Raw genomic sequence first — 23,466 nt, 5'->3', positions numbered from 1 at the left:
TTCAATCCGCTGCGTCTATGCCTGTGTAACCCCCAAACATGGAGAACAGGAATATGACACCGACAATCAAACGCCTGGCGGCCGGCATTGCGCTGATGTCCGCGCAAGCCTACGCCGAGGAAGGCATCCACCGATTTAACATTCCGGCGCAAAGCCTGGTCTCGGCCTTGCAACAGCTATCGGCCCAATCCGGCGCGGCGATGCTGTATGCCGAACAATCGGCAGCCGGCAAGACCAGCCCGGCGCTGCAAGGCGATTTCACGCTGACGGAAGCCGTGCGCCGCCTACTGACCGGTAGCGGCCTGACATTCCATATCGGCGCCGACGGTACCGTCACCCTCAAGCCGGCCGGCAACGACGGCGCTTCGACGCTGGGCGCGGTGACCGTCACCGCGAATGCCATTTACGACAGCACCAACCCCTATAATCCGGACTACACCCGCCCTACCGCCGCGACCGCCACCAAAACCGATACCGCGCTGATCGAAACCCCGTTTTCGGTCAAGGTGATTCCGCAACAAGTCATCGAGGATCAGCAAGGCGTGCGTTTGGAGCGGGCGCTGCAAAACGTCAGCGGCGTGACCCGCGAGCCGGCCGGCAACTTGACCGTGGAAAGCTTTAACGTGCGCGGCTTTCAAAGTTTTTACACCTACCGCGACGGCCTGCGGATGGGGTTGTTTTCACCCAGGGAAATGGCCAACGTGGAGCGAGTGGAAGTGCTGAAAGGCCCCGGCTCTATTCTGTACGGCCGCGCCGACCCCGGCGGCGTCATCAACATCGTTACCAAGCAACCGTTGGCCGATCCGTATTATTCGTTGCAACAGCAATTCGGCTCTTACGATTTTTACCGCACCGCGATCGACGCGACCGGTCCGTTAACGGCCGACAAATCGCTGCGCTACCGGGTGAACTTGTCCTACGAAGACGCCCACTCGTTCAAGGAATTCAACAAGAACGAAAACATCTTCGTCGCGCCGGTCCTGGTCTGGGAAATCAGCCCGCGCACCCGCGTTGGCCTGGAACTGGAATACGCCAACATCCGCTCGCCGGTGGACATCGGCATTCCGCCGCTGAACGGCAAGCCGATTCTACTGCCGCGCGAACGCAATCTCGGCGAATCCTGGGCCAAGCGCAATAACGAACAGATCTTGGTGGGGCTGAATTGGTCGCACGACTTCAACGACGATTGGAACATCAAGCAACGCTTCAACACGCAGCTGGTCACCGAGGACGAAGTGTATGTGGGCCGCAACGGCTGGATTGGCGACGGCGTGGACAGCCGCTATTACGGTCAGCAAACCGACACGATGAACACTTATTTCACCAACGTCGACCTGACCGGCAAGTTCGACACCTGGGGCGCCAAGCACACGCTGTTGCTCGGCGGCGATTATTACCAGCAGGACGAAATGGCCGATTACGCCGACTACATCGGCGACTTGCCGATCAACGTTTACAACCCCAGCCATTTGGCCAACCGGCCGTCGCTGGCCGGCGGCGACGTCGGCCAATACGGTAGCCTGACCGAGTGGTACGGCGTTTATCTGCAAGACCAGATCAAACTGCCCTTCAACCTGCACGCGCTGGGTGGTTTGCGTTACGACAACGCCACCACCACCGACAATTTCGCGCCGTTCAGCAGCTATGTCGACGACCGGGTCAGCCCGCGCGGCGGTCTGTTATGGCGGCCGATTCCGCAATTGTCGGTCTACGGCAGCTACACCGAAAACTTCGGCGCGACCAATGCCTTCGATCAGGATAACAAACCGCTCAGGCCGCAAACCGCGCGGCAATGGGAAGTCGGCGTCAAGACCGAGCTGTGGGACGAACGCTTCACCGGCACGCTGGCCTACTTCGACTTGACCAAGCAAAACATGCCGACCGTCGATCCGCTGCATCCCAACCGCTCGGTGGCCATCGGCGAAGTGGCAAGCCGCGGCCTGGAAGTCGATTTGGCCGGCAAGCTCCTGCCCGGCTGGCAGATCATCGGCGCCTACGCCTACACCCCCTTCGTCGAAGTCACCAAGGATTATGCCGACGACGGCACCGGCAACGTGACGCCCGGCAAAACCGGCAAGCGCAACCCCAACGTCGCCCGCCACAACGGCAGCTTGTGGACCACCTACGAATTCCAGTCCGGCGACCTGAACGGTCTGACGCTGGGTGGCGGCGCGACCGCGATCGGCAACCGCAAGGGCGACTTCGACAACAGCTACACCCTACCCGGCTACGCCGTCTTCAACCTGATGGCGGGCTATAAACTCAAGCTCGGCGGCAGCCGGGCCAGCGTGCAATTGAACGTCGATAATCTGTTGGATAAAACCTATTACTCCGGCAGCAACGGCGGCCAGGTCATCCATTACGGCATGCCGCGCACCTTCATGGGCTCGTTGCGCATCGAGTATTAAATGAGCCGCCGGCGCCTGCGCGGCCTGTGGCTGAGGCTGCATCGTTATCTGGGCCTGCTCCTGGGCTTGCCGCTGGCGCTGATCGGCTTGAGCGGCAGTCTGATCGTGTTCGGCTGGCCGCTGGACGCCTGGTTGAATCGTGAGCTGACGCGGGTAGCGGTTCCGCCCGATGCGGTGGCACGGCCCTTGGCCGAAATCATCGCGGCGGCGCAAGCCCGCCTTCCTGCCGATGCCGCGCCGCTGGACTGGCTGGTTTTTCCCGAACAAGCCGATCGAGCCTTTCGCTTCAGTTACCGCTGGCCGGCGTCGCCCAACAGCTACGAGATGTTCGTCGATCCCTACACCGCTAGCGTAGTCGGCCAGCGCTTGTGGGGCGACTTCGCCGCCTGTTGCAGTTGGCACGGACCGATCATGACCGTGATTTACCGATTTCACGACTCGTTTTGGCTGGGCGAAACCGGCCAAACCCTGGTGGGCGGCATCGGCTTGATCGGTTTGGTTTCGGTCCTGAGCGGTATCGCGTTGTGGTGGCCGAAGCCCGGCAAATGGCGCGCGGCGTTGACGGCCAAGGCCGGCGCCAGCCGCCAGCGACGGGTGTTCGATCTACATAAATTGGCGGGGAGCTATGGGTTTGTCGTGTTCGCCGCGTTGTTGTTCACCGGCGCCTACATGAACTTTCCAGCGCAAAGCCGGGCCATCGTCGATCGCTTTTCGCCGCTGACGGCCGCTCCGGACGACTTGCACTCGACGCCCGGCGCCGGCCCCGCGCTGTCGGTGGATGTCGCCGTCGCGGCGGCGCGGCGCTATTTTCCCGGCGGCAAACCGGCGACGCTGGCCTTGCCGACCATGCCGGACGGCGTCTACGTCGTCGAGTTGTTCGGCGGCGACGAAGTGACGCCGACGCTGGCCGGCCATCGCCTGACCATCGATCAATATTCCGGCGCCCTATTGCACCGAACCGACCCGGCCCACCTCAGCGCCGGCGACCGCTTTCACGCCTGGCAATTCGGCTTGCACAGCGGCCAGGCGCTCGGGCCGGCCGGGCAACTATTGGTCATGGCCTGCGGCCCGGTGCCGGCGATACTGTACGTCACCGGTTTCATCCGTTGGCGGCAAAAACGCCGGGCCCATCGCTTGGCGAACCAACGCTAGATTGGGCCGGTAACATGATTATTGATCCAGCCTCGGGACCGTTAAAAGGCCATTCGCCTGGGCCCGGTCAAATACGCGCTGGTGCTTGAACTACGCGGTCGGCCCGACCATTTATAAGGCAAGCGCAATGAAACCAAACCCTTCGTTCCCTTCGACTCCGCTCAGGGAACGCCCTAACCTCAACTCAGTGAGCGCCTTAGACGTCGCTGAGGAAACCGTCTTTGCCTTAGCTCTAGCCTACACGCGAAGCCAAACTGTCGCGTGGGTCCGATTCGCCGGCTGCCGATGAGCGGAAGCAACCGGATTGATTCTGCACTAAGCGGGTATCGCCGGCTCGACGTCGGGCAAAAAACACTCGGCTTCGAGTATCGCCGGGTCGACGCCGGGCAAAAAATCTCGACGCCGGGTATCAACGACATCGGCGGCGCAAAATTCAACGGAGCGCTATCGCGCCATCGCTGGATCGGCTAAGCCGTCCACGCTGCGATCTGTTGCAAGCGGTCGCGGTCAATCCGGGCGCGGAGACCGCCGCCGCCCTGACTCCTTTGACCAAAGTCCGCTCCGGTTTCGCGGTGGCGGTCCGATCCGCGCCGGCAATGCGGGATGAATTTTGCGGTGGAAGCCGTGCCGTTATCGTTGTCGATCGATCGGCAAGACCAGCGGCGCGACGTCCACAAAGGCTTTCGCTTCGGCGAGGTCAACGATCCACGCAAAGCTCAACCCATCGCTGGCCGAGTCGGCAATCCAAGGCCGCGGCGGCGCGGGGTTGCGGCAGATTGGCGGCAGCCGGCCCACCCCGCGTCCGGATGCCTGTAAAATCGCGGTTTTGTTGTCTGCTTCGCCCAGCCCCGTGACCGCCGCCGCCAGTCGTCTCCACCATTTCCGCACGCCCTTCGACGATCGGCGATCCATCGCGATTTCGCTGTACATGACATTGGTCGGCTACGGTGTGTTGGTGGCCTTGCCGGCGATCAGTGCCGCGCGCGTGGCCTTGCTGGGGTTTTCCGAAGAACAGGTCGGCCGGCTGTCCAGCGCCGACTTGGGCGGTCTGGCCGCCGGCGCGGCGCTGGGCGCGACCATGATTGCCAAGGGCAACCGGCGGCACCTGGTATGGCTGGGCGCGCTGACCGTCATCGTCGCCAATGCCTTGTGCCTACGTTATCAACAATACCCGATCACGCTGCTGCTGCGGCTGCTGGCCGGCTTGGGCAGCGGTCTGTACACGTCGGTGGCGGTGGCCAATCTGGGCGCCACCGCGCGGCCGGCCCGGGCCTATAACCGCATGCTGTTCGCGTTCGCGTTTTCCCAGGCGCTGGAATTACAGGTATTGCCGCACTTGTCGATGAACGGCATTTACGCCGGTTTCATCGCGGCCTACGCCCTCGGTCTGGCGGGGCTGAACTGGATGCCCGCCCACGCCGAGGACCGCCAGTTGGAGGTGGCTGTCGATGTCGAGAATGGCGAAGGCCACCGCGTCGAACATCGCCGCGTGCCGGCCTACCTGGTTTGGCTGTGCCTGCTGGCGATCTTGCTGACCTATACCAACATCGGCGGTTATTGGACCTATATCGAACTCGCGGCCCGCTCGGCCGGCGTCGCGCCGGATTGGATCAGCCGCTTGCTGGTGTGGGGTTCGCTGGCCGGGATTTTGGGTTGCTTGCTGGCGACCCGGATCAGCAACCGCTTCGGCTTGGCCAGGCCGCTATTGGCGGCGTTGATGATGATGGCGGCGGCGGTCGGCTTGCTCGGCTTGGGGATGAATACCGCGAGCGTGACACTGAGCCTGTTGGCGTTCAATTGGCTGTGGATATTCATCGACGTGTATCAAATGGGCTTTATCGCCAACGCCGATCACTCCGGCCGCTATTCGTCGCTGATTCCCGCCGCGCAAGGCTTAGGCCAAATCTTCGGCCCCAACCTCGCCGCATCGCTGTTGGCCGGCGGCGCCGATTATGCGGCAGTTTTTGGGGTGTGCGCGCTGTTCGCGTTACTGGCCTGGCTGACCTATCTGGCGACCTACTTTCGGCTGCGCCGCCTGATACCGGAACTGGCCGACGCCGCTTAATCGCCGACCGAAGCGGTGCCGGGCCGCTGATATACCGCGAATGCCCAAAAGTCATGGTCCGGTTTCGCGGGACCGCTCCAGCCCTGGGCCCGTAATTCCCGCGCGATCAAATAGTTGATAACGCCATGCCCCACCAAGACGACCGGCTCAAGTTCGGCGGCCAGGCCGATCAAGCGCTGCGCCGCCGTCCGCGCGCGGCGCCTGGCGTTGCGATAGGATTCGCCATTTCGGGCGTATCCCGCCAACCATGCCAAGCGCAACAAGGTCAACCAAACCGAGATCGGCAACTTTAAAGCACCGCTACTGAAATGCGGCAACGCCGCTTCGCGAAACACCGCCTCCGCCGCTTGCCGATCGTCGAATCCCAAGGCCCGCGCCGACTGCCGGGCGCGCGGCAAATCGCTGCAAACTACCCGCTTCGCGCCGGCGGCGATCGCCAACGTTGCCGGCGGCGGCGTATCGACGATGTCGGCGTTTTGGTAGGCGCGAGCAATGCCGGCCAGCTCGCGAGCCCTGGCCCTGCCGGTCAGCGCCACGGCCGGCCGACCATGGCGAATCAGGATAATGCGTGGCATACCGTTAGGTTTGGATAAAATCTCAGGTTAACACGATCCCGCACAAACGGCGTGGGGCGGATTAAACCTATCGCGACGCAAGCGCTAGCCGACAGCATGACCCGGCATGCACATTTGGGACAATCGGAATTACCTTACCAACGCCGCCGGAGAAGGTGGCGCCTTACGATTCAACGCCACCGAATTGGAAGCGAAATCGAATAAGCTGGCAGCGAACACTTGCCCTGTTGCAAGGTAGCAGTGCGTCGAAGTCTTCGACGGTTTTGGCCTGCGGCAACAGACGGAACAATTCCACCAAATAGCTGTAGGGATCGATGCGGTTGGCTTTGCAGGTTTCGATGAGCGAATAGAGATTGGCGCTGGCCTGAGCACCGGCCACCGTGTCGCAGAACAACCAGTTGCGGCGTCCTGTTACGAAGGGGTGTATGGGGTTTTCGCAGAGGTTGTTGCAGCGTTTTTATCTTAGCTGTTCAGCCATTGCATATATAAACGCACGCCTTCTTCGACGGTTTTAAACCGCAGGTCGCAACCGCTGGCGCGCAATTTATCGAGATTGGCTTCGGTAAAGCTCTGATAGCAACCTTTCAGGTGCTCGGGGAAGGGAATGTATTCGATACGACCGCGACCGTGATAGGCGATGACGGCGTTGGCGACATCGTTAAAGGTCTGGCTGCGGCCGGTACCGCAATTGAAAATACCGGAAACCGCCGGATGATCGAGGAACCACAAATTGACGTCGACCACGTCGCCGACGTAAACGAAGTCGCGGCGTTGCTCGCCGTTACCGTAACCGTCGCAACCTTCGAATAGCTTGATCGCGTCGGCTTGTTTGATTTGGTTGTTCAGATGAAACGCAACGCTGGCCATGCTGCCTTTGTGGGCTTCGCGCGGACCGTAGACGTTGAAATAACGCAACCCGACGACCTGGGCGGTCAACTGTGTTTGCCGGCGCAGGTATTGGTCGAATTGAAACTTGGAATAACCGTAGACGTTCAGCGGACCTTCGTAAGCCAATTCTTCCTTGAACGTCGGATCGGCGCCATAGGTCGCGGCGCTGGACGCATAAATGAACGGGATTTTATGGCTCTGGCAATAATGAAACAGCGTCTTCGTGTATTCGTAGTTATTGTCCATCATGTAACGGCCGTCCCATTCGGTCGTCGCCGAACAAGCTCCCTGATGGAAAATCGCCTCTATCGCTTCGGCCCGGAACGCGCCTTGTTGGAGACGTTCCAGAAAAGTACTTCTATCCAGGTAGTCGGCGATCCGGCACTCGACCAGATTTTTATATTTGACCCCGTTGGTCAAATGATCGACCACCAAAATATCGTCGTAACCGCGAGCATTCAGCCCCAGCACCAGATTGCTGCCGATGAAGCCCGCTCCGCCGGTTACGACGATCATACCGGATTACTCGGCGACGACTTTGATCGGCAAGGTCACGACTACGTCGGCATGCAGATTGAATGCGATGCCATACTCGCCGATATTGCGAATCACGCCGTTCGGCAAACGAACTTCGTGTTTCTCGACTTTAACGCCGGCGGCGGTCACCGCATCGGCAATGTTGTGGGTGCCGACGGAACCGAACAGACGGCCTTCGTCGCCGGTTTTGTGAGCGATGACAATGCTCAATTTGCTCAAGGCTTCGCCGCGAGCGGTAGCAGCGGCCAACTTGTCGGCGGCTTGTTTTTCCAGTTCGGCGCGGCGTTCTTCGAATTCCTTGATTTTCGCGGGCGTGGCCAATACGGCCTTGCCTTGCGGAATCAAATAATTTCTGCCGTAACCGGCCTTGATGCTGACTTTGTCGCCCAGGTTGCCCAAGTTGGCGGTTTTTTCCAGAAGAATGACTTCCATCTTAATTACCTCGTATCGACCATCGGTCGAAAATTAGGAGCCTCAGGCCCCGTTGGATTTGAATTTGTTTCGTAAGTCCAGCCAAGGATCGACGACGCCGCAAAGCGCGATTAACGCCATGACATGCGGAACGGCAACCAGCGTGATATATAACAGCGGCACCATGAAACGCGCCCAGTTACCGGCGGCGAACACCGCATGCAGCAAGGCCGTGCCTATCGTCGTGTACAGCGCGAACAGCACCAGCAATACGTTCCAGCTCAGCTCGGAGGCAGGCCCGGACGTGGCCGAGGCGAAACCCAGCAGGGCCAAGGTTGCGAAAGCCAGCGGTCGGTGTCCGGCAAGAGCGATGAACTCGTTACGAAAGCCGCCGGGGTTATACAACAAGGCTTGCCACCAGCGCGCCAAAAACAAGCCCAGCAACAGACCGTAGATGCTGCCGGCCGCGATGACGCCTGTCATATAATGCGCAAACTTATCCGCCGCCTCTTTTACATTAACCGCCGGGATATCCGGTTTGGCGGCCAACATGGGTTGTATCAGCAATTCGAGCACGCCGCGCCATAAACCGGCGGGCTCGCTCAAAAACAAATACACGGCAATTACCGCCAAAATACCCAGACCCACCGCCGTTTCAACCGCCACGCTGAGTAACCGGCCTTCCCGCAGCACAATGGCAATCAGCCAGACCGGCAGCCACAACACTAAGCCGTACAACAGTGCGAATTGGTAACCGCCCAGCAACACCAAGCTCAATAAGGCCGCCGCCAAACAGGCGCAGATCAGCACGTACAAGCCTTCACTGGCGCCTCGCCGCAACGTGACCAAGGCCACCGAGGCCGAACTTACAATACTTGCCGGAGGAAAAGGCAGCGATAGCAACGCGGCTGTGGATGCCACCGTCATTGCCGACATCCGTCCTTTCATGATGAAAGTCGCTAAAAACCGCACGCCGCCCTCCCCGGCGTCAATTATTTATGCGCGTCGCAGAACGGCAGCAACGCCAGGAAGCGAGCCTGTTTGATCGCCGAGGTCAGTTGCCGTTGATATTTCGCGCTGGTACCGGTGATGCGGCTTGGGATAATCTTGCCGGTCTCGGTAATGTATTCGCTGAGCAGATCGAGATCTTTGTAATCGATGACGATTGCGTCTTCGCCGCTGAAACGGCAACCCTTTTTACGTCTGATATTGTTACGTGCCATGTTATTACTCTCGATAAATTATTCGGAATCGGTCGCTGCCGCTTCGGTTTCTTCCACAGCGGGTGCTTCTGGCTCTTCCTGCTCTTCCTCGACTTCGTCCTTGCCGCGGCCGCCGGATTTTTGGCCGTCGCCGCCGCTGGTGGCAATCGCGGAAGGCGCGGTCACGGCTTCTTTTTGCGCCAGGGTCTGGCTGCGCAGGATGGCATCGTTAAAACGGAAACCGGCTTCCAGTTCTTCGAGCGTGGCTTGGCCGCATTCGATATTCATCAGCACGTAATGGGCTTTGTGGATTTTTTTGATCGGGTAGGCCAAATGTCTACGGCCCCAATCTTCCAGACGGTGGACTTTTCCGCCCGCCTCTTCGACGGTGGATTTGTAACGCTCTACCATAGCCGGCACCTGAGCACTTTGATCAGGATGGACTAAGAAGACAATTTCGTAATGACGCATGATTTCTCCTTACGGTTTAAACAGCCTCCCGCCGTGGATGGCGATGAAGCAAGGGATAGGACAAAATGCCCTAAAAAGCCGCCGATTATAGAAAACTTAAGCACTGTAATGCAAAGGTTTTATACTCGGAGACCTAAAGCGGTCTCCGCTGATCGGTTTTAAAGGGTGGAAAGGGGTGATTTCTGGGCGAAGAACCCAGGCTAGCACGACTTGACTGGGTTGTAATCGAAAAACATGCCGTGTTTAAAACCTTCCGCCATCTGTTCCGCTTTGGCGATGGCCCGGCCGGCCGCTTCAGCCGGCAACGCTTCGACAGCGGTTTCCCTGAACAGCGCCAGCCAGCGATCGAAGTGTTCCAGCTTCAAGCGTAAACGGGCATGCACCGGGTAAGGCGTACCGTGGTAACGATCGGTCTGCAACAAGGCATGCGACCAAAAGTTTTCGACGATGCGATGGTGCGTGTCCCAGTCGTCGATGGCGGCGTCGAATATCGCCTGCAGTTCCGGGTCGGCGGCGGCCTTTCCGTAAAAGCGCCGCACCAAATCGGCGATGTGCGCTTCAGTTAAGGATTCATCAAGGGCATTCATTAGGGAATCTCGTTGTATTCGTAAGTAACACCGTACTGTCGTCATCGCACTTCAAGTTTCAGAGTCTTTTCCCGCACCCCGAGGTTGACGGAGCGGATGCGCCTCAATCTGAAATACAAAAGGTATAGTCGCCAACTCCCACGCCGCTTTAAACCCGCTGCCGCCGGCATCGGCCGGCGCCGAGCGATCGTAACTAGCGCCCAACAGGCCAGACTCAGGCCAGCAACTTCAGCGTATCGAAAGTGCGCGCCATTTCCTCTCGCCCCACGTCGCCAGTCGCGGCCGGAAAAAATACGTCTTCACCCACCAGCCACGCCGCTTGGCTATCCGCATCGCCCAGCGCCATCATCACCGCGCGGTTCAACTCGTATAACTCCCAGGCGTAACCGGCATCGCGCAACGCCGATTGCATCGCGTTCTGAATCAAACCGCGGAAAGTACGGTGCGGCTCGGAAATCGGCACCCGATCGGCGCGACCGGCGAATGCATCGACGCAAGCTTGCCGGTCGTAGGAAGCGTGTCCGCGACAGGCCAATGGCCGCACTTGATAAATCGCGCAAGCACCGCGCCGAATGAACGGGCAAGCCCGCCGCAACTTAACCCGCGCCGCTTCGTCCAATCCGGCGGTTTGACGATCGGCCTTGGCGAGCAGATCGGCCAAACCTAATTCGCTGTTCTGGCTCGCGGTCCAGCGAATGTAGCGAGCGATCAACAACACCTCCGGCGCGGTCGCGGTAACCCGTAACGTGCAACAAGTGGCGCAGCCCTTGTCGCAAGCGATGGGCGGATGGCTTTCGGTTTCTTCGGCGACATTACCTTCAAAGCTACTGAAGGCCTGGGACAATAGGCCGTCGATCAAATCCGGGCGGCCGCGCCGCGCCGCCAATGTATCGGCAAACGCCTCGCTCTGCGCGGCGAAAAAACCCAAGCAATCGTCTTCGTTCATCCCGCCTCCCGGCACGCGTTACGGAGGGCCGTTGCCCCCTCGGTTAAATTACCACGCGTATTCTATGGGAAAGAACTGCTTTGCGCCTAGAGGAGAAACCGGTAGTGGTTAATTCTAGCTTGTCAGATTCTCGGTAGTGCTCGTCATTTCGGCAGGGATTGCCGAAAAATCCAGACCCCACGGACGGATCGAAGCTTGCCATCCATGGCACTGGATGCCCGCATCCCGGCGGGCATGACGGCGTTGCTTAAATCTGAATAAAAGAGCGACTTCGACACTATATAGCTTGCTCCTTGCACCAAACACAAACGTATCAGACCGGCGGGGTGGTGGTTTAAAACTCCACCTTGACCATGCCCATCACCGTCGTCGGCGCGCCTGGCATGATGCCGTAACCAATAGGCACCAGCGATAACGCGCCGTTGGTACTTTCGTAATAGCCCTTGTCCAGAATGTTGTAAGCATTGATTTGGGTGGTGAGTTTGGTTTTTCCCACTTTGAAGCCGTAGCTGGCCATCAAATCCACGGTCGCGTAACCCGGCAATTGAATACCGTTGTTAAGATCGCCTTCGCGCTGATCCCGCATCACCACGCCAGCGCCGAATTTCAAGCCGCGCAGAGCCGTGTCCTGCAATTCGTAGGTATTCCAAAGCGAGGCGGCGTTGCGCGGCACGTTGGGTAAGCGGTGGCCTACGTTGCTGGTACCGCCTGAGCTGTCGCTGTCGTTGATGACTCGGGCATCGACGTAAGCGTAATTGCCGATCACCCGCCAACCCGGCAATATCTCACCGGCCACATCCATTTCCACGCCGCGACTGCGGACTTCGCCGATTGCCACCATCGCGCCGTTCAACAAGCCCAGCGGACTGGTATCCGGTATCGGCAGATTTTGCTTGGTAATCTCGAACCAGGCCAACGAACCGGTCAGTTTGCCGTCGAACCATTCGGTTTTGATGCCGGCTTCGTATTGTTGCGCGGTCAAGGCCGGCAAGGGTTGCTGATTGGCATTGTGGCCTTGGCTCAAACCGAAGTTCTCGACGTAATTGCCGTAGACGCTCAACTCGTTGAACGGTTGCCAGACAATGCCGAAGCAGGGTTTGACGGCGGTTTCGGCGTTGGACACCGGCGTATACGACTGTAACGGCCGATTAGGATCGGCAAAGTGTACGTCCTTGGCGGCTGCCGATCGGCACGTGCGGATTCAAATCGCTGAGCGGCAAATACGAGATGTCGAAACGGTGATTGATTTTCCAATGGTCGTTAAAAGCGTGCGACCGGTCGAACCCAAAACTGATGCGTTCCGAATCCAGATTGTTATTGGGTCCGGACAAGTTCAAGGAATTTCGCAACGCAAACGGTCGATTGCTGTTATTCGGCGCCAGAAATCCGTAGTCGGTGGCATTGTTGCTGCGCTGGTATTCCAGATGTAGATCCAAGCTGGTTCGATCGGAAATATTCCAACGCAGATTCGGCGCCAGAAACACCCGCTCGTGTTCGACAAAATCGCGATACGAACCGCTGTTCTCGTAGGCCAGATTGACCCGGTATAACAGCGACTTGTCGTCGGTGATCGGTCCAGTGCTGTCCACGATGGTGCGATAAAAGTCGTAGGAACCAAACTGCCGCGCGACGGCGGTATACGCTTCATCCAACGGTTTTTTGGTGACCAGGTTGACGCGCCGCCCGACTCCATCCGCCCGTACAGAATCGACGCCGGGCCATTCAACACTTCCACTTTCTGGATATTCGCCAATTCCCGGAACCCGTCGGCGATACGGATGCTGGGCACCCGCATGCTGTCCCGATAATAATCCTGGGTCACGAAGCTGCGAATCACCCGACCGTTTTGCTGGCCGTAAGCCGAGCTGGCACCGCCGGCTGGAATCACGCCGCTGACGTTCTCCAATGCCTTATCCAACCTAACCGACTGCCGGTCTTCCAACACCTGCTTAGGGACGACTTGTATCGAAAACGGCGTTTCCATGACCGGCGTGTCGGTTTTGGTGGCGGTCGACGAGTTACGCAAGCGACGGAAGACTGGCCACACGCTAAATCGTTTCGATGCTCGGACCAATCAAAACCGCATTCATCGGCCCGACGTTACCGAACCCATCGCGCGCGAAGTTCGCTTGGCCCGCCGTTTTTGGCGCCAGCGTAGCACGCCGGTGACGAATAGCACCGGGCAAGCCAAGCCGCTCAACAAAACCAAAATCCTGCCCGGCCAGCCGAAGGCATGCCCCGAATGCAACGGCCATTGCCAATCGTAGAAAACGTCGGCGTTGGAGCCGGTGCCGGAATCATAGACTTTCAGAATTTCGCCGCTGTATTGATCGACGGCAATCTCCCGATAGCCGACGAAGCGGCTTAATTCTTCGATGTCGCGCTTCATGACCCGGAACACGTCGGTTCTGTCCTTCGGTGCATTCAGCATCCAGAGTCTGCCGCCGGGGTAATTTTTCTGCACGATCGCTTCCACCCGCGACGAGCTTATCGCCGCTTGTCCCGCCGCCGAAGGGGCGCTATCGATGGTTTCCGGAATACCGCTGTAGGCATTGGGCCGGGTCATCGTCGAGAACGGCTTGACTACTACGTCTACTCGCTCAGGCAGCGTCATGTAAATACCGGAAAACAGCACCGGCAATAACACGATGCTGAAATAGAAGCCGGCGGTTTTATGTAGATCGAAGTTTAACCTGACCGAGCCCGCATTGGCTTTAAATGTCAGTGCTTGTTTGAATTTGCCGGTAAGCGGCCACCAGACGATCAAGCCGGTCAATACCGAAATAATCGAAAATGCGCCGAGAATCGCGACGATAGTGCCGCCGCTTTTGCCCATCAGCAAACACCAATGCAGTTGCATGATGAAACTGACCAAGGGCCGACCCCAGTATCGATCTTTCGGATGCCAGAGTTGTAAGCCTTGAACTCGCGCGGTGTAAGGATCGACGAAAATGTAATAGCCGTCGCCCTTGCCTGACGGGGTTTGTTCCCGGACAAAATATAAAAATTTATAGGCAATATCGGCTTTGCGTGGGTAGTACACTTTAAAAAAGTGGCTGCCCGCCGGTTTAGCGTTTTCGGCCGCCGCGACTATGTCATCCAATGGGCGTAAATCGCGCCGCCCCTCGGCCGGTAAGGATACGACCGACAACTCCGGGTTCAAAATCTCCTGCAGTTCCTGGTAGAACACCAGGATGCCGCCGGTCAGACCGACAACGGCCAGCAACAATCCCGCGCTCAAGCCGAGATAAAGATGAAACGCCAGCCAGCGTTTCCGACGGGCTTTGAGCGCGTTTAAACGGCGGGCGGAAACTGCCGACGAAGCAAGCTCAGCCATTCGCGAGTAATTCTCGGATGCTGGTTTCATGGCGATTTTCATAAACGTCAATGACTGAAAAATACGACACGGCGGACATGCGCTTCGCGCACCCTCCTATACCGGTTCCCGATTAGAACTCGACCTTAACCGAACCCATGAAAGATCGAGGCGTGCCCCAGGTTGCACGGGTTTGAAAAGGCATCGCAAATCCGTCGTGGACATACTCCTTATCCAGCAAATTGGTCACGTTGAGCTGTAACGTGACATTGGTTTTCGCCACCGTCCGCGTGTAGGCCGCCAATAGATCGATGACGCCGTAACCGGCAAAACTAAAGTCGTGATTGTCGAAAGTGGCTTTCTTGTCGCTGACCAACTCCAAACCCGCCCCAACCTTGAATCCGCGCAGAGACTCCTGCTGGAAATCGTATGTCGTCCACAGCGTGGAAGTGTGTTTGGGAATGCCGCGAAAACCGCCGCCAACTCTGATGTTATTCGGGTTGTTTTCTTTAAGAACTTCGGTTTCGGTGTATGCATAAGTGGCGATAGCGTTCCATCCCGGCAAAATTTCGCCTTTAACATCCACCTCAACGCCTCGGCTTTGCGCTTCGCCAGTCGCAACCGCGAAGCTCGGATTGAGCAAATCGGTGGTCGCGATGTTCCGCTTGGTCAATTGATAATAGGCGACCGTACTCGTCAACCGATCTTCGAAAAATGCGGTTTTAAAGCCGACCTCCCACTGTTCCGCGGTTTCCGGCGGCAAAAACGATTTGTCGCTGGTTAAATTGCCATTGGTGACGCCAAAGTTTTCGACGTAGTTTCCATAGAGGCTCAGCCAGTTAATAGGTTGCCAAAGAACCCCCACCTGCGGCGTCACCGCATCGGCTTTCTGGCCGACGGTTCCGGCGAGCACGTCATACTGCTCCACATTCTGATAGCGGAATCCGCCCATGACGTGGACGTTATAAGGCAGTTTGATTTGATCTTGCAGATAAATCCCGTAAAAGTCGGTTTGGGTATGAAACGACTGGCTGGCGCGCGTCGTTGGGTCGATGGGCGGATTGCCGGTATGGACGGGGTTGTAAATGTCGATGGTGCTCGCGGCCGTACTGCTGTAACCGACGGAATTGATGTCTTGCAAATAATAATCGCCGCCAATCAACAAGGTGTGTTTTAGAAATCCGGTATCGAAATGGCCGGTCAAATTGGTGGTCGTGAAATAGCTGTCGTTTGTGAAAAAGTCGCTGGTGAGTAAGCGTCTGTTCAGCGTGCGCTGGTCGGCTTGCAGCGTGCCGGGTAACATCACCACGCGGTCTCGATCCAACAACTGGATATTCAACTGCTCGGTCAATACCCAATCGTCGTTAAATTTATGAGTAAGATTCAAGCCGATCAGCTTGTCTTCGACATGGTTGCGGTTGTCCTCCATCAAATTCCGTTCGCGCGGAATGTCCGCCAAACGCGGATTGATCCAGGAGCCGTCCGCCCTGGTGCCGTCGATAATTAACGGTCGGGCATGCAGATCGTACACATTGTTTTCCTTACGGTACTCCAGCTCTAACAGCGCGGTGGTGGCGGGACTGATGTTCCATTGCAGTACCGGTGCAACGAACAGTTTGTCGTAATCGACGTTTTCCCGAAACGAACCGCTTTTTTCGAAGGCGAGGTTCATTCGGTACAGCAAATCTTTATTGTCGGTCACCGGCCCGGTGGCGTCGAGGCTGGAGCGGAACAAATCAAACGAACCGAATTGCTGCTGGAACGCGTAATACGCGGTATCCAGCGGTTTTTTTGTGACGATATTGAGCATGCCGCCGGGCTCGACGCGGCCGTACAACATCGCGGCGGGGCCTTTCAGTACTTCCAGACTTTGCACGTTCGCCATGTTTCGCGTGCCTTCCGGGCCGGATGCGTCGATACGAAAGCCGTTGCGAAACAAGTTGTAGTTATAGAAGCCGCGTATGGTCACTTGATCCGTCAAACCGCCCGCCGCCTGACCGGTGGTCACGCCGCTAACGTATTTGACGGCCTGATCGATTTTTATCGCTTGATTGTCATCCAACACCGCTTTCGGAATCACTTGGACGTTGAGCGGGGTTTCCATGATCGGCGTGTCGGTTTTGGTCGCGAATGAGGTGTTGGGTACCGAGTAATCCTTGTTGAATGGGTCGGTGGCGTCGTATTGTCTTTTGCCGGACACCATCACGGCGGACATGGTCGTTAAATCCGTGGAGCGTGAGCTTGGCGCTGTTTGTAAGGTCACGCTATTTCGGCCGGTTAAGCGATAGCTCAGTCCAGTCCCTCTCAACAATATCTCCAACGCCTGTTGCGGCAAGTAGTCGCCATTGACTACATTGGAGCGCGCGTTTTTCGCCAAACCTGCCGGAAAACCCACTTGCCAGTCGCTGGCCTCGATGAATGCGTTCAGCGCGTCTTCCAGCGCTTGCGCGGGGATCTGGAAATGGCGGACGGCGTCGGTTTGGCTGGCCGGTTCGGTATGGCCGGATTGGAACGGCGATAGCGTCAACAGGCCGCCGAGGGTCAGCGCGATGGCCGCGCTCAAGCCGCGCGAACCTTGAGAATGGCGGATTTCATTGGACTTTTCGATCATGATCTCTCCGGTATCGTTGGTAACGTAGACAGCGCCAATTCGGCGCATGGTTACCGAGACGTACCGGAAAGCGGATCACACACTTGCCAGATAAAATATTTTTGCCGCTTTTGCCGAAGGCACAGTTCGGCTCGGTCGGGAGAGGCCCAAATGCCGAGGACCGAGGCGAATGACCATGCGAAGACGCATGCTCCGGGCAAATACGATTTTTGGCGGGACGGCCTATGCCTTAGCGTTTTAACACCGTCAGATACCCGTCCAAGCCGTAGACTTTGGCGCCGGCGATGTCGGCCAGCGTGCGGACCAGCGCGGCGGTGTCCTGTAATTTGTAGTTGCCGGTGATCCGGATTTGCCCAAGGTCGGCGTCGGCAACGACGATGGCACCGGGATGGTAGCGGTCCAGTTCGGCGATGACATCGGCGAGCGATTTATCCTTGAAAATCAAGCGCCCCTTCAGCCAGGCAAAGCGTTGCTCCGCATCGCCGGCCGCCGGTTCCGATACGCCGGCCGCCGAAATGTCGCTGTGCTGACCGGCCCGTACGGTCCGGCTTTCACCGCGTTCGGCGCTGCAAACGACCACGCCGCTTTCGACGTCGACCGACGTGGCCGCGCCGTCGCGCACGTTGAAACGGGTTCCGACCACGCTGACCGTGCCGTGCGCGGCGCGCACCACGAAGGGCCGGGCTTTGTCCGGTTGCACTTCGAAATATGCTTCCCCTTTCAACAAAATCACGCCGCGCCGGCCGTCGGTGTAGTCGAGCGTCACCGCGCTGTCGGTATTTAAAATCAGCGCGGAACCGTCGGAGAGTATTTCCCGGCGCTGTTTGCCGGCCGCGGTCGCAAAATCCGCGCGCAGTACGTCTATCCAGCCGGCGGCGAACGCCAGCCAGCCGCAAACCAGCATCACGCCAGCCGCTGCCGCCCAACCGGCCGTAAAGCGGCGGACCGGCACCGGCAACGGAATAGCCGCGTACTGCCCTAGCGCGACGGTCAAGGCCGACGAGTGCCACAGCGCTTCGGCGCGTTCGTAAGCCTGCCGGTGTTCCGGCGATTGTTGCAACCAATCGGCGAACTCCCGGCGCGCGCTGGCGTCGGCCGGTTCGCCGCTCAGGCGGGTCAGCCAGGCCAAGGCCTCGCGGTCAACGGCGGACAGCTCGGGTGGAAATGAAGAATCGGTTGCGGTGGACATCGACGATTGGGCGGAAGTGACGACGGATAGTATCAGCTTAGCGGGTCGGCATGCATGCACGGCTCAGTCGGTACCGTTCATTTGCGCGGCCAGCAAATGCGCTAACGCAACCTGGACGTTTTTCTCGACCGCGCTGCGGGAAATACCGAAATGCCGGGCAATGCGTTCGTAGGGCCAGTGGTGGAACTTGTGCATCACCAGAATTTGCCGGCGCCGTTCCGACAGGCCCTCCAGCGCTTTCATCAATAACGCGACCTGTTGCTGGTCTTCGACTTGCCGGTCCGGCGTTGGCTCGCCGGCCGGCAATCGCGCCAGCAGGTCGTCCTCGCCATCGTCATCGCGGTCGCGCTCGACACGGGCTTGGCGCACCTGCTGCTTACGCAGATGGTCCAAGGCCAGATTACGGCCGATCTGGTACAAAAACGGCCTGGGAAAATGAATATCCTGGGATTGCGCGGTCTGGAGCAATTTCAAATACGCTTCCTGCGCCAAGTCCTCGGCGGTCTGCGGGCATCCGACGATCGTGAAGATTGAGTGAATCAAGGATTGCCGATGATCGCGAAACAAATCGCCGACATCGACCGCTATGCTGCTCATAATCTGAACTTGGAATTGACCGCAAACGGGATTGGACTAGAGGGCAAGCAATTCGCGGGCCGCCTGTACACACCACGAATCTTCGGCCAGCGGCAAGGTCGGCCGGCTCAAAACTGTGTCATATGCCGCAGCCCGAGGCATATGACACATGAAGAACCTATCATTCCGGATTCAACCGAGAACGCCGCGTCGGCGGTGTTAAAATACGCTTTTCGACCACCGTCGCACTTTCCATCCGCATGATTGCCCGCATCGCATTAGTTCAAGAGGCCACCGTTGGCCAATAACAGTCGTTTGTTCGTCAAAGCACCGCTGTGGCTAGCGCGGAAATCCGCCGATCAACACCGTCTCCCTATCGATTTGCAATCCTGGCTCGACGAAACCGGCTCGTTGACCAAACGTCTGCGCGGGATTTACGGGCAGGATTTTGGGGTTTCGGTGTTGTTCAACCGCTGGCGGCCGGCCTTCATTGACGAATGCCGTTTGCTCGGTCTGCCGACCGCACGTTATCAATTGGTCAGAGAGGTGATGCTGCATGCCGCCGGCCGACCGTTGGTATTGGCGCGGACGATTTTGCCGGAACGGACGATCGAAATCGCCCATCGGAATTTATCCCACTTGGGTAACCGGCCTCTGGGAGAAGTGATTTTTGCCTATCCGGATCTGGAGCGGCGGCAACGCCAATTCAGCCGCGCGCCGGCGTCGAACTGGTCGCCGGCCTTGGCCGAGGCCGTAGAATTGCGCGAGCCGGTTTGGGGCCGCCGCACCGTCTACGCGATCCATCAGCAACCTCTGGTAGTGGCGGAATTCTTCTTGCCGGGCTTATTTTGGAAGGGCTAAGCAAGATGGGGAGGAAACGGACGATGTTGCTGATTTTTCCGGAACGATGCGGTTTAAATGGATTCCTCCGCCGGAAAACGTTCCCTTCGACTCCGCTCAGGGAACGCCCTGCACGCCTCGGGAGCGGAGCCGAAAAGCCTCAAACAGGTTCGCTGAGCGGAACCAACCCATCGTCCAGCACCTTCCCTAAGCGGAGCAAGAGTAGCACTCACCCGTTCCCTGAACGGAGCAAAGTACCGCCCTCCCGCTCCCTGAGCAAAGCAAAAGTACCGCCCACCCGTTCCCTGAGCAAAGCAAAAGTACCGCCCACCCGTTCCCTGAGCAAAGCAAAAGTACCGCCCACCCGTTCCCTGAGCAAAGCAAAAGTACCGCCGACCCGTTCCCTGAGCAAAGCAAAAGTACCGCCCACCCGCTCCCTGAACAAAGCAAATGTACCGTGTACCTGTTCCCTAAGCGGAGCAAAAGGACCATCCACCCGCTCCCTGAGCGGAGTCGAAGGGAACGGGCCAATGATTCAGCGTTAACCGGCTGAATCACTAATTTCGGCAATCGGAGTTGTTGAATGTGCGATGAACGCCTCAGTACGAAAGCCATCGCACCGAGCGGGACGCCATTGGCGGCAGAAGCCGCTCCTGGCAAATTTAGCAATCGCCGATGACAGACTTAAACCCGGTAATACTCGCGATACCAGGTCACGAAACGCTCTATGCCCTCTTGTATCGTGGTACTGGGCTTATAGCCAACATCCTCGACCAAGGCTTCGACATCCGCATAGGTATCCGGTACGTCGCCGGGTTGCAGCGGCAACAGGTTTTTCTCGGCGGTTTTACCGAGAAAACGCTCCAGGGTTTCGATGTAGGCCATCAATTCCACCGGGCTTTGATTGCCGATATTGTAGACCCGCCACGGCGCGCGGCTCGTGCCGGGATCGGGTTTGGCGCCGCTCCAGTCCGGATTGGGCTCGGCGGTATGATCCAACGTCCGAATCACGCCTTCGACGATGTCGTCGATGTAGGTAAAATCGCGGCGGTGCTTGCCGTAGTTGAACACGTCGATTTTTTCCCCAGCTAAAATCGCCTTGGTAAACAAAAACAAGGCCATGTCCGGACGGCCCCACGGGCCGTAGACGGTAAAAAAGCGCAGTCCGGTGGTCGGCAGGTTATACAGATTGCTGTAGGTATGCGCCATCAGCTCGTTGGCCTTCTTGGAAGCCGCGTACAAGCTAAGCGGATGATCCACGTTGTCGTGTACCGAAAACGGCATGGCTTCGTTGGCGCCGTACACCGAACTGCTGGATGCATAGACCAAATGCTCGACGCCATGATGACGGCAGCCTTCCAGGATGTTGATGAAGCCGACGATATTGCTGTCGATATACGCATAGGGATTTTCGATCGAGTAGCGAACGCCGGCTTGCGCGGCCAGATTGACCACTTTTTGCGGCCGATGCTGTTTGAACAATGCCCCCATACCGCCACGGTCGGCAATATCCAAGCGCACATCGGTAAATCCCGGAAATGCCTGCAAACGCGCCAATCGGTTGATTTTCAGATTGACGTCGTAATAGTCGTTGAGATTGTCTACGCCGATGACTTCGTCGCCGCGCTCCAACAATCGCAACGCCAAATGGTTACCGATAAACCCGGCGGTGCCGGTCACCATGATTTTCATCGCTTACAGTCTCGCGTCGGTCTGATCGGCCGGGAACAGATATTTCAAATCGTAAACCACCGCGTCCGGCTTGCCCAAGGCCCGGATGTCGGCGATAGCCATGTTTCTGAATTCGTCGTGGGCCACCGCCAGGATGATGGCTTCGTATTTGCCGGCTTCCGGCTGGGCTATTGGCCGAATGCCGTATTCGTGGACGGCTTCGTCGGGGTTCACCCATGGATCATAGATATCGACGTTGACGCCGTAGGTGTCCAGTTCGGCGACGATGTCAACGACGCGGGTGTTGCGGATGTCCGGGCAGTTTTCCTTGAAAGTCAAGCCGAGTATCAACACATTGGCTTGCTGCACGTGGAAACGTTTTTTCAGCATCAGCTTAACCAGTTGCGACACCACGTAAACGCCCATGCCGTCGTTGATGCGCCGACCGGACAGAATCACTTCCGGGTTGTAACCGATCGCCTGCGCCTTATGGGTCAGATAATAAGGATCGACTCCGATGCAATGCCCGCCGACCAAGCCGGGCCGGAACGGCAGAAAATTCCATTTGGTGCCGGCCGCGATCAGAACTTCCTCGGTGTCGATGCCTAAACGGTTGAAAATCAGCGCCAACTCGTTGATCAACGCGATGTTGACGTCGCGCTGGGTGTTCTCGATGACTTTCGCCGCCTCGGCCACCTTGATACAGCTGGCTTTGTGGGTGCCGGCGGTAATGATGCTTTTATAGAGTTGATCGACTTTTTCGGCGACTTCCGGCGTCGAACCGGAAGTCACTTTCAGGATATTGGTAACCCGGTGCTGCTTGTCGCCGGGGTTGATCCGCTCGGGACTGTAGCCGACAAAAAAATCCTTATTGAATGTCAAACCGGAACCGCGCTCAAGAATCGGCACGCAAACTTCCTCGGTCGCGCCGGGATAGACGGTGGACTCGTAGATGACGATGTCGCCGGACTTGATCACTTTGCCCAATGTTTCGCTGGCTTTTTGCAGCGGCGTGAAATCGGGCTGCTTATGCTCGTTGATCGGCGTCGGCACCGTGACGATGTAAAAATTGCAGTCGGCGATGTCCGACAAATCGGCGGTATAACTCAAATGAACGGCTTGCGCCAGTTCCTCTTCACTGACTTCCAGCGTGTGATCGTGGCCGGACCTCAGTTCCTCGACCCGGTTGCGATTGATATCGAAACCGACGGTCGGGTATTTATGGCCAAACTCCACAGCCAGCGGCAATCCCACATAACCCAAACCAATCATGCCGATTTTGACGTTTTTTAGCATATACACTGACTCCTGTTCCGCCGCCTAATCGCGGCCGATAGCACCAAAATTATTTTTTGACGATAGCGCCCCACGCGGTTATCCAGGCTTGCGCCAGATAACTCTCGGCCGATTTGGGCAGACTGCCGTTCAGCACCATGGCCAGCATTTGGTTGATGATGCCGAAGAAATAAGTGTAGGCCAATAAAGGATCGATGGCGCGGATTTCGCCGTCGCGCACACCGTTTTGAAAGATACGCTTGATCTTGTTGAACGCGGCGGTATCCAGCAGCGGCTTGGGCTCGGCCAAAAACTCCTCGCTCTTGACGAACAACAGGAATTGGACGATCTCCGGCGCATCGTCGGTCAGTTTAAACAACAGATCGACGACCTCGCGCAATTGTTCGGCGGCCTTGCGGTTGCGCCGACGGATATCGTCCACCGAAATGCTCAAGCTGTCGAAGATTTGCTCGTGCAAGGCTTGGGCAATAGCTTGCTTGGTCTTGAAATGCTGGTTGATGCCGGTATTGGTTTTCAAGCCGAGCGCGTCCTTCAAGTCGGTCAGCGACGTATTGAAATACCCGTTCTTGGCAAACAATTTCAACGCCGCTTGTAATACTTCTTCCTGCGTAACGTTGTGCTTTTGGGGAGTTTGTTCTAATTCTTCTTGTTCTTGTTCCATGCTTTATTTATATACAGCTTTACCTGCCGTTTACCCTCTGGTGTACGCGGTCGCGGGACCGCGT

Annotated in this window: 23 protein-coding genes and 2 pseudogenes; 5 read left to right on the top strand and 20 right to left on the bottom strand. The window is 57.8% G+C overall.

Going from position 1 to position 23,466, the window contains the following annotated elements; all coding sequences use genetic code 11:
• The first annotated feature begins 53 nt into the window (after positions 1-53).
• The 3 genes from BJL95_RS07010 (at position 54) to BJL95_RS07000 (ending at position 4,031) form a co-directional block, all read left to right on the top strand.
• Positions 54-2,408, top strand: a complete 2,355-nt coding sequence (locus tag BJL95_RS07010; protein WP_071157045.1) for a TonB-dependent receptor — start codon at positions 54-56, stop codon at positions 2,406-2,408.
• Complete coding sequence (locus BJL95_RS07005; protein ID WP_071156599.1) at positions 2,409-3,560, top strand: PepSY domain-containing protein; 1,152 nt, start codon at positions 2,409-2,411, stop codon at positions 3,558-3,560.
• Between the two features lie 261 nt (positions 3,561-3,821).
• The gene (locus BJL95_RS07000) at positions 3,822-4,031 is read left to right on the top strand and encodes a hypothetical protein (protein WP_175463660.1); all 210 of its coding nucleotides are present in this window, start codon (positions 3,822-3,824) and stop codon (positions 4,029-4,031) included.
• Positions 4,032-4,190: 159 nt separating this feature from the next.
• On the opposite strand, the gene BJL95_RS24515 is transcribed toward BJL95_RS07000, so the two are convergent.
• Positions 4,191-4,490, bottom strand: coding sequence for a hypothetical protein (locus BJL95_RS24515; protein WP_139306159.1), 300 nt, complete (start codon positions 4,488-4,490; stop codon positions 4,191-4,193).
• Here BJL95_RS24515 and BJL95_RS06990 point away from each other — a divergent pair.
• Complete coding sequence (locus BJL95_RS06990; protein ID WP_139306158.1) at positions 4,489-5,625, top strand: MFS transporter; 1,137 nt, start codon at positions 4,489-4,491, stop codon at positions 5,623-5,625. The two genes, BJL95_RS24515 and BJL95_RS06990, sit on opposite strands and share 2 nt — an antisense overlap.
• Here the strand turns inward: BJL95_RS06990 and BJL95_RS06985 are convergent.
• The 16 genes and pseudogenes from BJL95_RS06985 to BJL95_RS06915 all read right to left on the bottom strand — a co-directional run bounded on the left by BJL95_RS06985 (position 5,622) and on the right by BJL95_RS06915 (position 18,955).
• Positions 5,622-6,200, bottom strand: coding sequence for a phosphoglycerate mutase family protein (locus tag BJL95_RS06985; RefSeq protein ID WP_071156591.1), 579 nt, complete (start codon positions 6,198-6,200; stop codon positions 5,622-5,624). The genes BJL95_RS06990 and BJL95_RS06985 overlap by 4 nt on opposite strands.
• A 163-nt stretch (positions 6,201-6,363) precedes the next feature.
• Positions 6,364-6,648, bottom strand: a pseudogene (locus BJL95_RS06980) (transposase domain-containing protein); the annotation flags it as partial.
• Between the two features lie 14 nt (positions 6,649-6,662).
• Positions 6,663-7,604 carry an ADP-glyceromanno-heptose 6-epimerase gene (rfaD, locus tag BJL95_RS06975; RefSeq protein WP_071156589.1) on the bottom strand — a complete coding sequence of 314 codons (942 nt, stop codon included), beginning with the start codon at positions 7,602-7,604 and terminating at the stop codon, positions 6,663-6,665.
• A gap of 6 nt (positions 7,605-7,610) precedes the next feature.
• Positions 7,611-8,057: a 50S ribosomal protein L9 gene (gene rplI / locus BJL95_RS06970; RefSeq protein WP_064029775.1), complete on the bottom strand. Its 447-nt coding sequence runs from the start codon at positions 8,055-8,057 to the stop codon at positions 7,611-7,613.
• A 42-nt stretch (positions 8,058-8,099) separates the two neighbouring features.
• Positions 8,100-9,008 (bottom strand): hypothetical protein, encoded by a 909-nt coding sequence (locus BJL95_RS06965; protein WP_071156587.1) that lies wholly within the window; start codon positions 9,006-9,008, stop codon positions 8,100-8,102.
• A 20-nt stretch (positions 9,009-9,028) separates the two neighbouring features.
• Positions 9,029-9,259, bottom strand: a complete 231-nt coding sequence (rpsR, locus tag BJL95_RS06960) for a 30S ribosomal protein S18 (RefSeq protein WP_013818223.1) — start codon at positions 9,257-9,259, stop codon at positions 9,029-9,031.
• Between the two features lie 18 nt (positions 9,260-9,277).
• Positions 9,278-9,709 (bottom strand): 30S ribosomal protein S6, encoded by a 432-nt coding sequence (gene rpsF / locus BJL95_RS06955; protein ID WP_064029780.1) that lies wholly within the window; start codon positions 9,707-9,709, stop codon positions 9,278-9,280.
• Between the two features lie 200 nt (positions 9,710-9,909).
• Complete coding sequence (locus BJL95_RS06950) at positions 9,910-10,296, bottom strand: group III truncated hemoglobin (protein WP_071156585.1); 387 nt, start codon at positions 10,294-10,296, stop codon at positions 9,910-9,912.
• A gap of 214 nt (positions 10,297-10,510) precedes the next feature.
• Entirely contained in the window at positions 10,511-11,242 is a 732-nt protein-coding gene (locus BJL95_RS06945; RefSeq protein WP_071157044.1) for a YkgJ family cysteine cluster protein, read from the bottom strand.
• A gap of 334 nt (positions 11,243-11,576) precedes the next feature.
• A complete protein-coding gene (locus BJL95_RS06940; protein WP_071156583.1) occupies positions 11,577-12,365 on the bottom strand; it encodes a TonB-dependent siderophore receptor in 789 nt (262 codons plus the stop codon).
• Between the two features lie 25 nt (positions 12,366-12,390).
• The gene (locus BJL95_RS25675; protein ID WP_071156581.1) at positions 12,391-12,894 is read right to left on the bottom strand and encodes a hypothetical protein; all 504 of its coding nucleotides are present in this window, start codon (positions 12,892-12,894) and stop codon (positions 12,391-12,393) included.
• Between the two features lie 35 nt (positions 12,895-12,929).
• Positions 12,930-13,226: pseudogene (locus BJL95_RS26010) on the bottom strand (TonB-dependent receptor plug domain-containing protein); the annotation flags it as partial.
• Positions 13,227-13,328: 102 nt separating this feature from the next.
• Positions 13,329-14,609, bottom strand: a complete 1,281-nt coding sequence (locus BJL95_RS06930; RefSeq protein WP_175463659.1) for a PepSY domain-containing protein — start codon at positions 14,607-14,609, stop codon at positions 13,329-13,331.
• A gap of 82 nt (positions 14,610-14,691) precedes the next feature.
• The gene (locus BJL95_RS06925) at positions 14,692-17,169 is read right to left on the bottom strand and encodes a TonB-dependent receptor (protein ID WP_071157040.1); all 2,478 of its coding nucleotides are present in this window, start codon (positions 17,167-17,169) and stop codon (positions 14,692-14,694) included.
• 229 nt (positions 17,170-17,398) lie between these two features.
• Positions 17,399-18,358 carry a FecR family protein gene (locus tag BJL95_RS06920; protein WP_071156579.1) on the bottom strand — a complete coding sequence of 320 codons (960 nt, stop codon included), beginning with the start codon at positions 18,356-18,358 and terminating at the stop codon, positions 17,399-17,401.
• A gap of 63 nt (positions 18,359-18,421) precedes the next feature.
• Positions 18,422-18,955, bottom strand: coding sequence for an RNA polymerase sigma factor (locus BJL95_RS06915; protein WP_071156577.1), 534 nt, complete (start codon positions 18,953-18,955; stop codon positions 18,422-18,424).
• Between the two features lie 276 nt (positions 18,956-19,231).
• Here BJL95_RS06915 and BJL95_RS06910 point away from each other — a divergent pair, with 276 nt between their 5' ends.
• On the top strand, positions 19,232-19,795 hold the full coding sequence (locus tag BJL95_RS06910; RefSeq protein ID WP_083385746.1) for a chorismate lyase: 564 nt from the start codon (positions 19,232-19,234) through the stop codon (positions 19,793-19,795).
• A gap of 663 nt (positions 19,796-20,458) precedes the next feature.
• Here BJL95_RS06910 and BJL95_RS06900 read toward each other — a convergent pair.
• From BJL95_RS06900 to BJL95_RS06890, 3 genes are read right to left on the bottom strand one after another with little or no spacing between them, the layout of a single operon-like run.
• A complete protein-coding gene (locus BJL95_RS06900; protein ID WP_071156573.1) occupies positions 20,459-21,466 on the bottom strand; it encodes an NAD-dependent epimerase in 1,008 nt (335 codons plus the stop codon).
• Between the two features lie 3 nt (positions 21,467-21,469).
• Positions 21,470-22,741: a Vi polysaccharide biosynthesis UDP-N-acetylglucosamine C-6 dehydrogenase TviB gene (gene tviB / locus BJL95_RS06895; protein ID WP_071156571.1), complete on the bottom strand. Its 1,272-nt coding sequence runs from the start codon at positions 22,739-22,741 to the stop codon at positions 21,470-21,472.
• A 49-nt stretch (positions 22,742-22,790) separates the two neighbouring features.
• The gene (locus BJL95_RS06890) at positions 22,791-23,402 is read right to left on the bottom strand and encodes a TetR/AcrR family transcriptional regulator (RefSeq protein ID WP_071156570.1); all 612 of its coding nucleotides are present in this window, start codon (positions 23,400-23,402) and stop codon (positions 22,791-22,793) included.
• Between the last annotated feature and the right edge of the window lie 64 nt (positions 23,403-23,466).

It is taken from the genome of Methylomonas sp. LWB (genome assembly GCF_001856095.1).
GTDB lineage: Bacteria > Pseudomonadota > Gammaproteobacteria > Methylococcales > Methylomonadaceae > Methylomonas > Methylomonas koyamae_A.
Note: the sequence above shows the minus strand (reverse complement) of the source record. Positions and strands in the feature narration are given on the sequence as shown.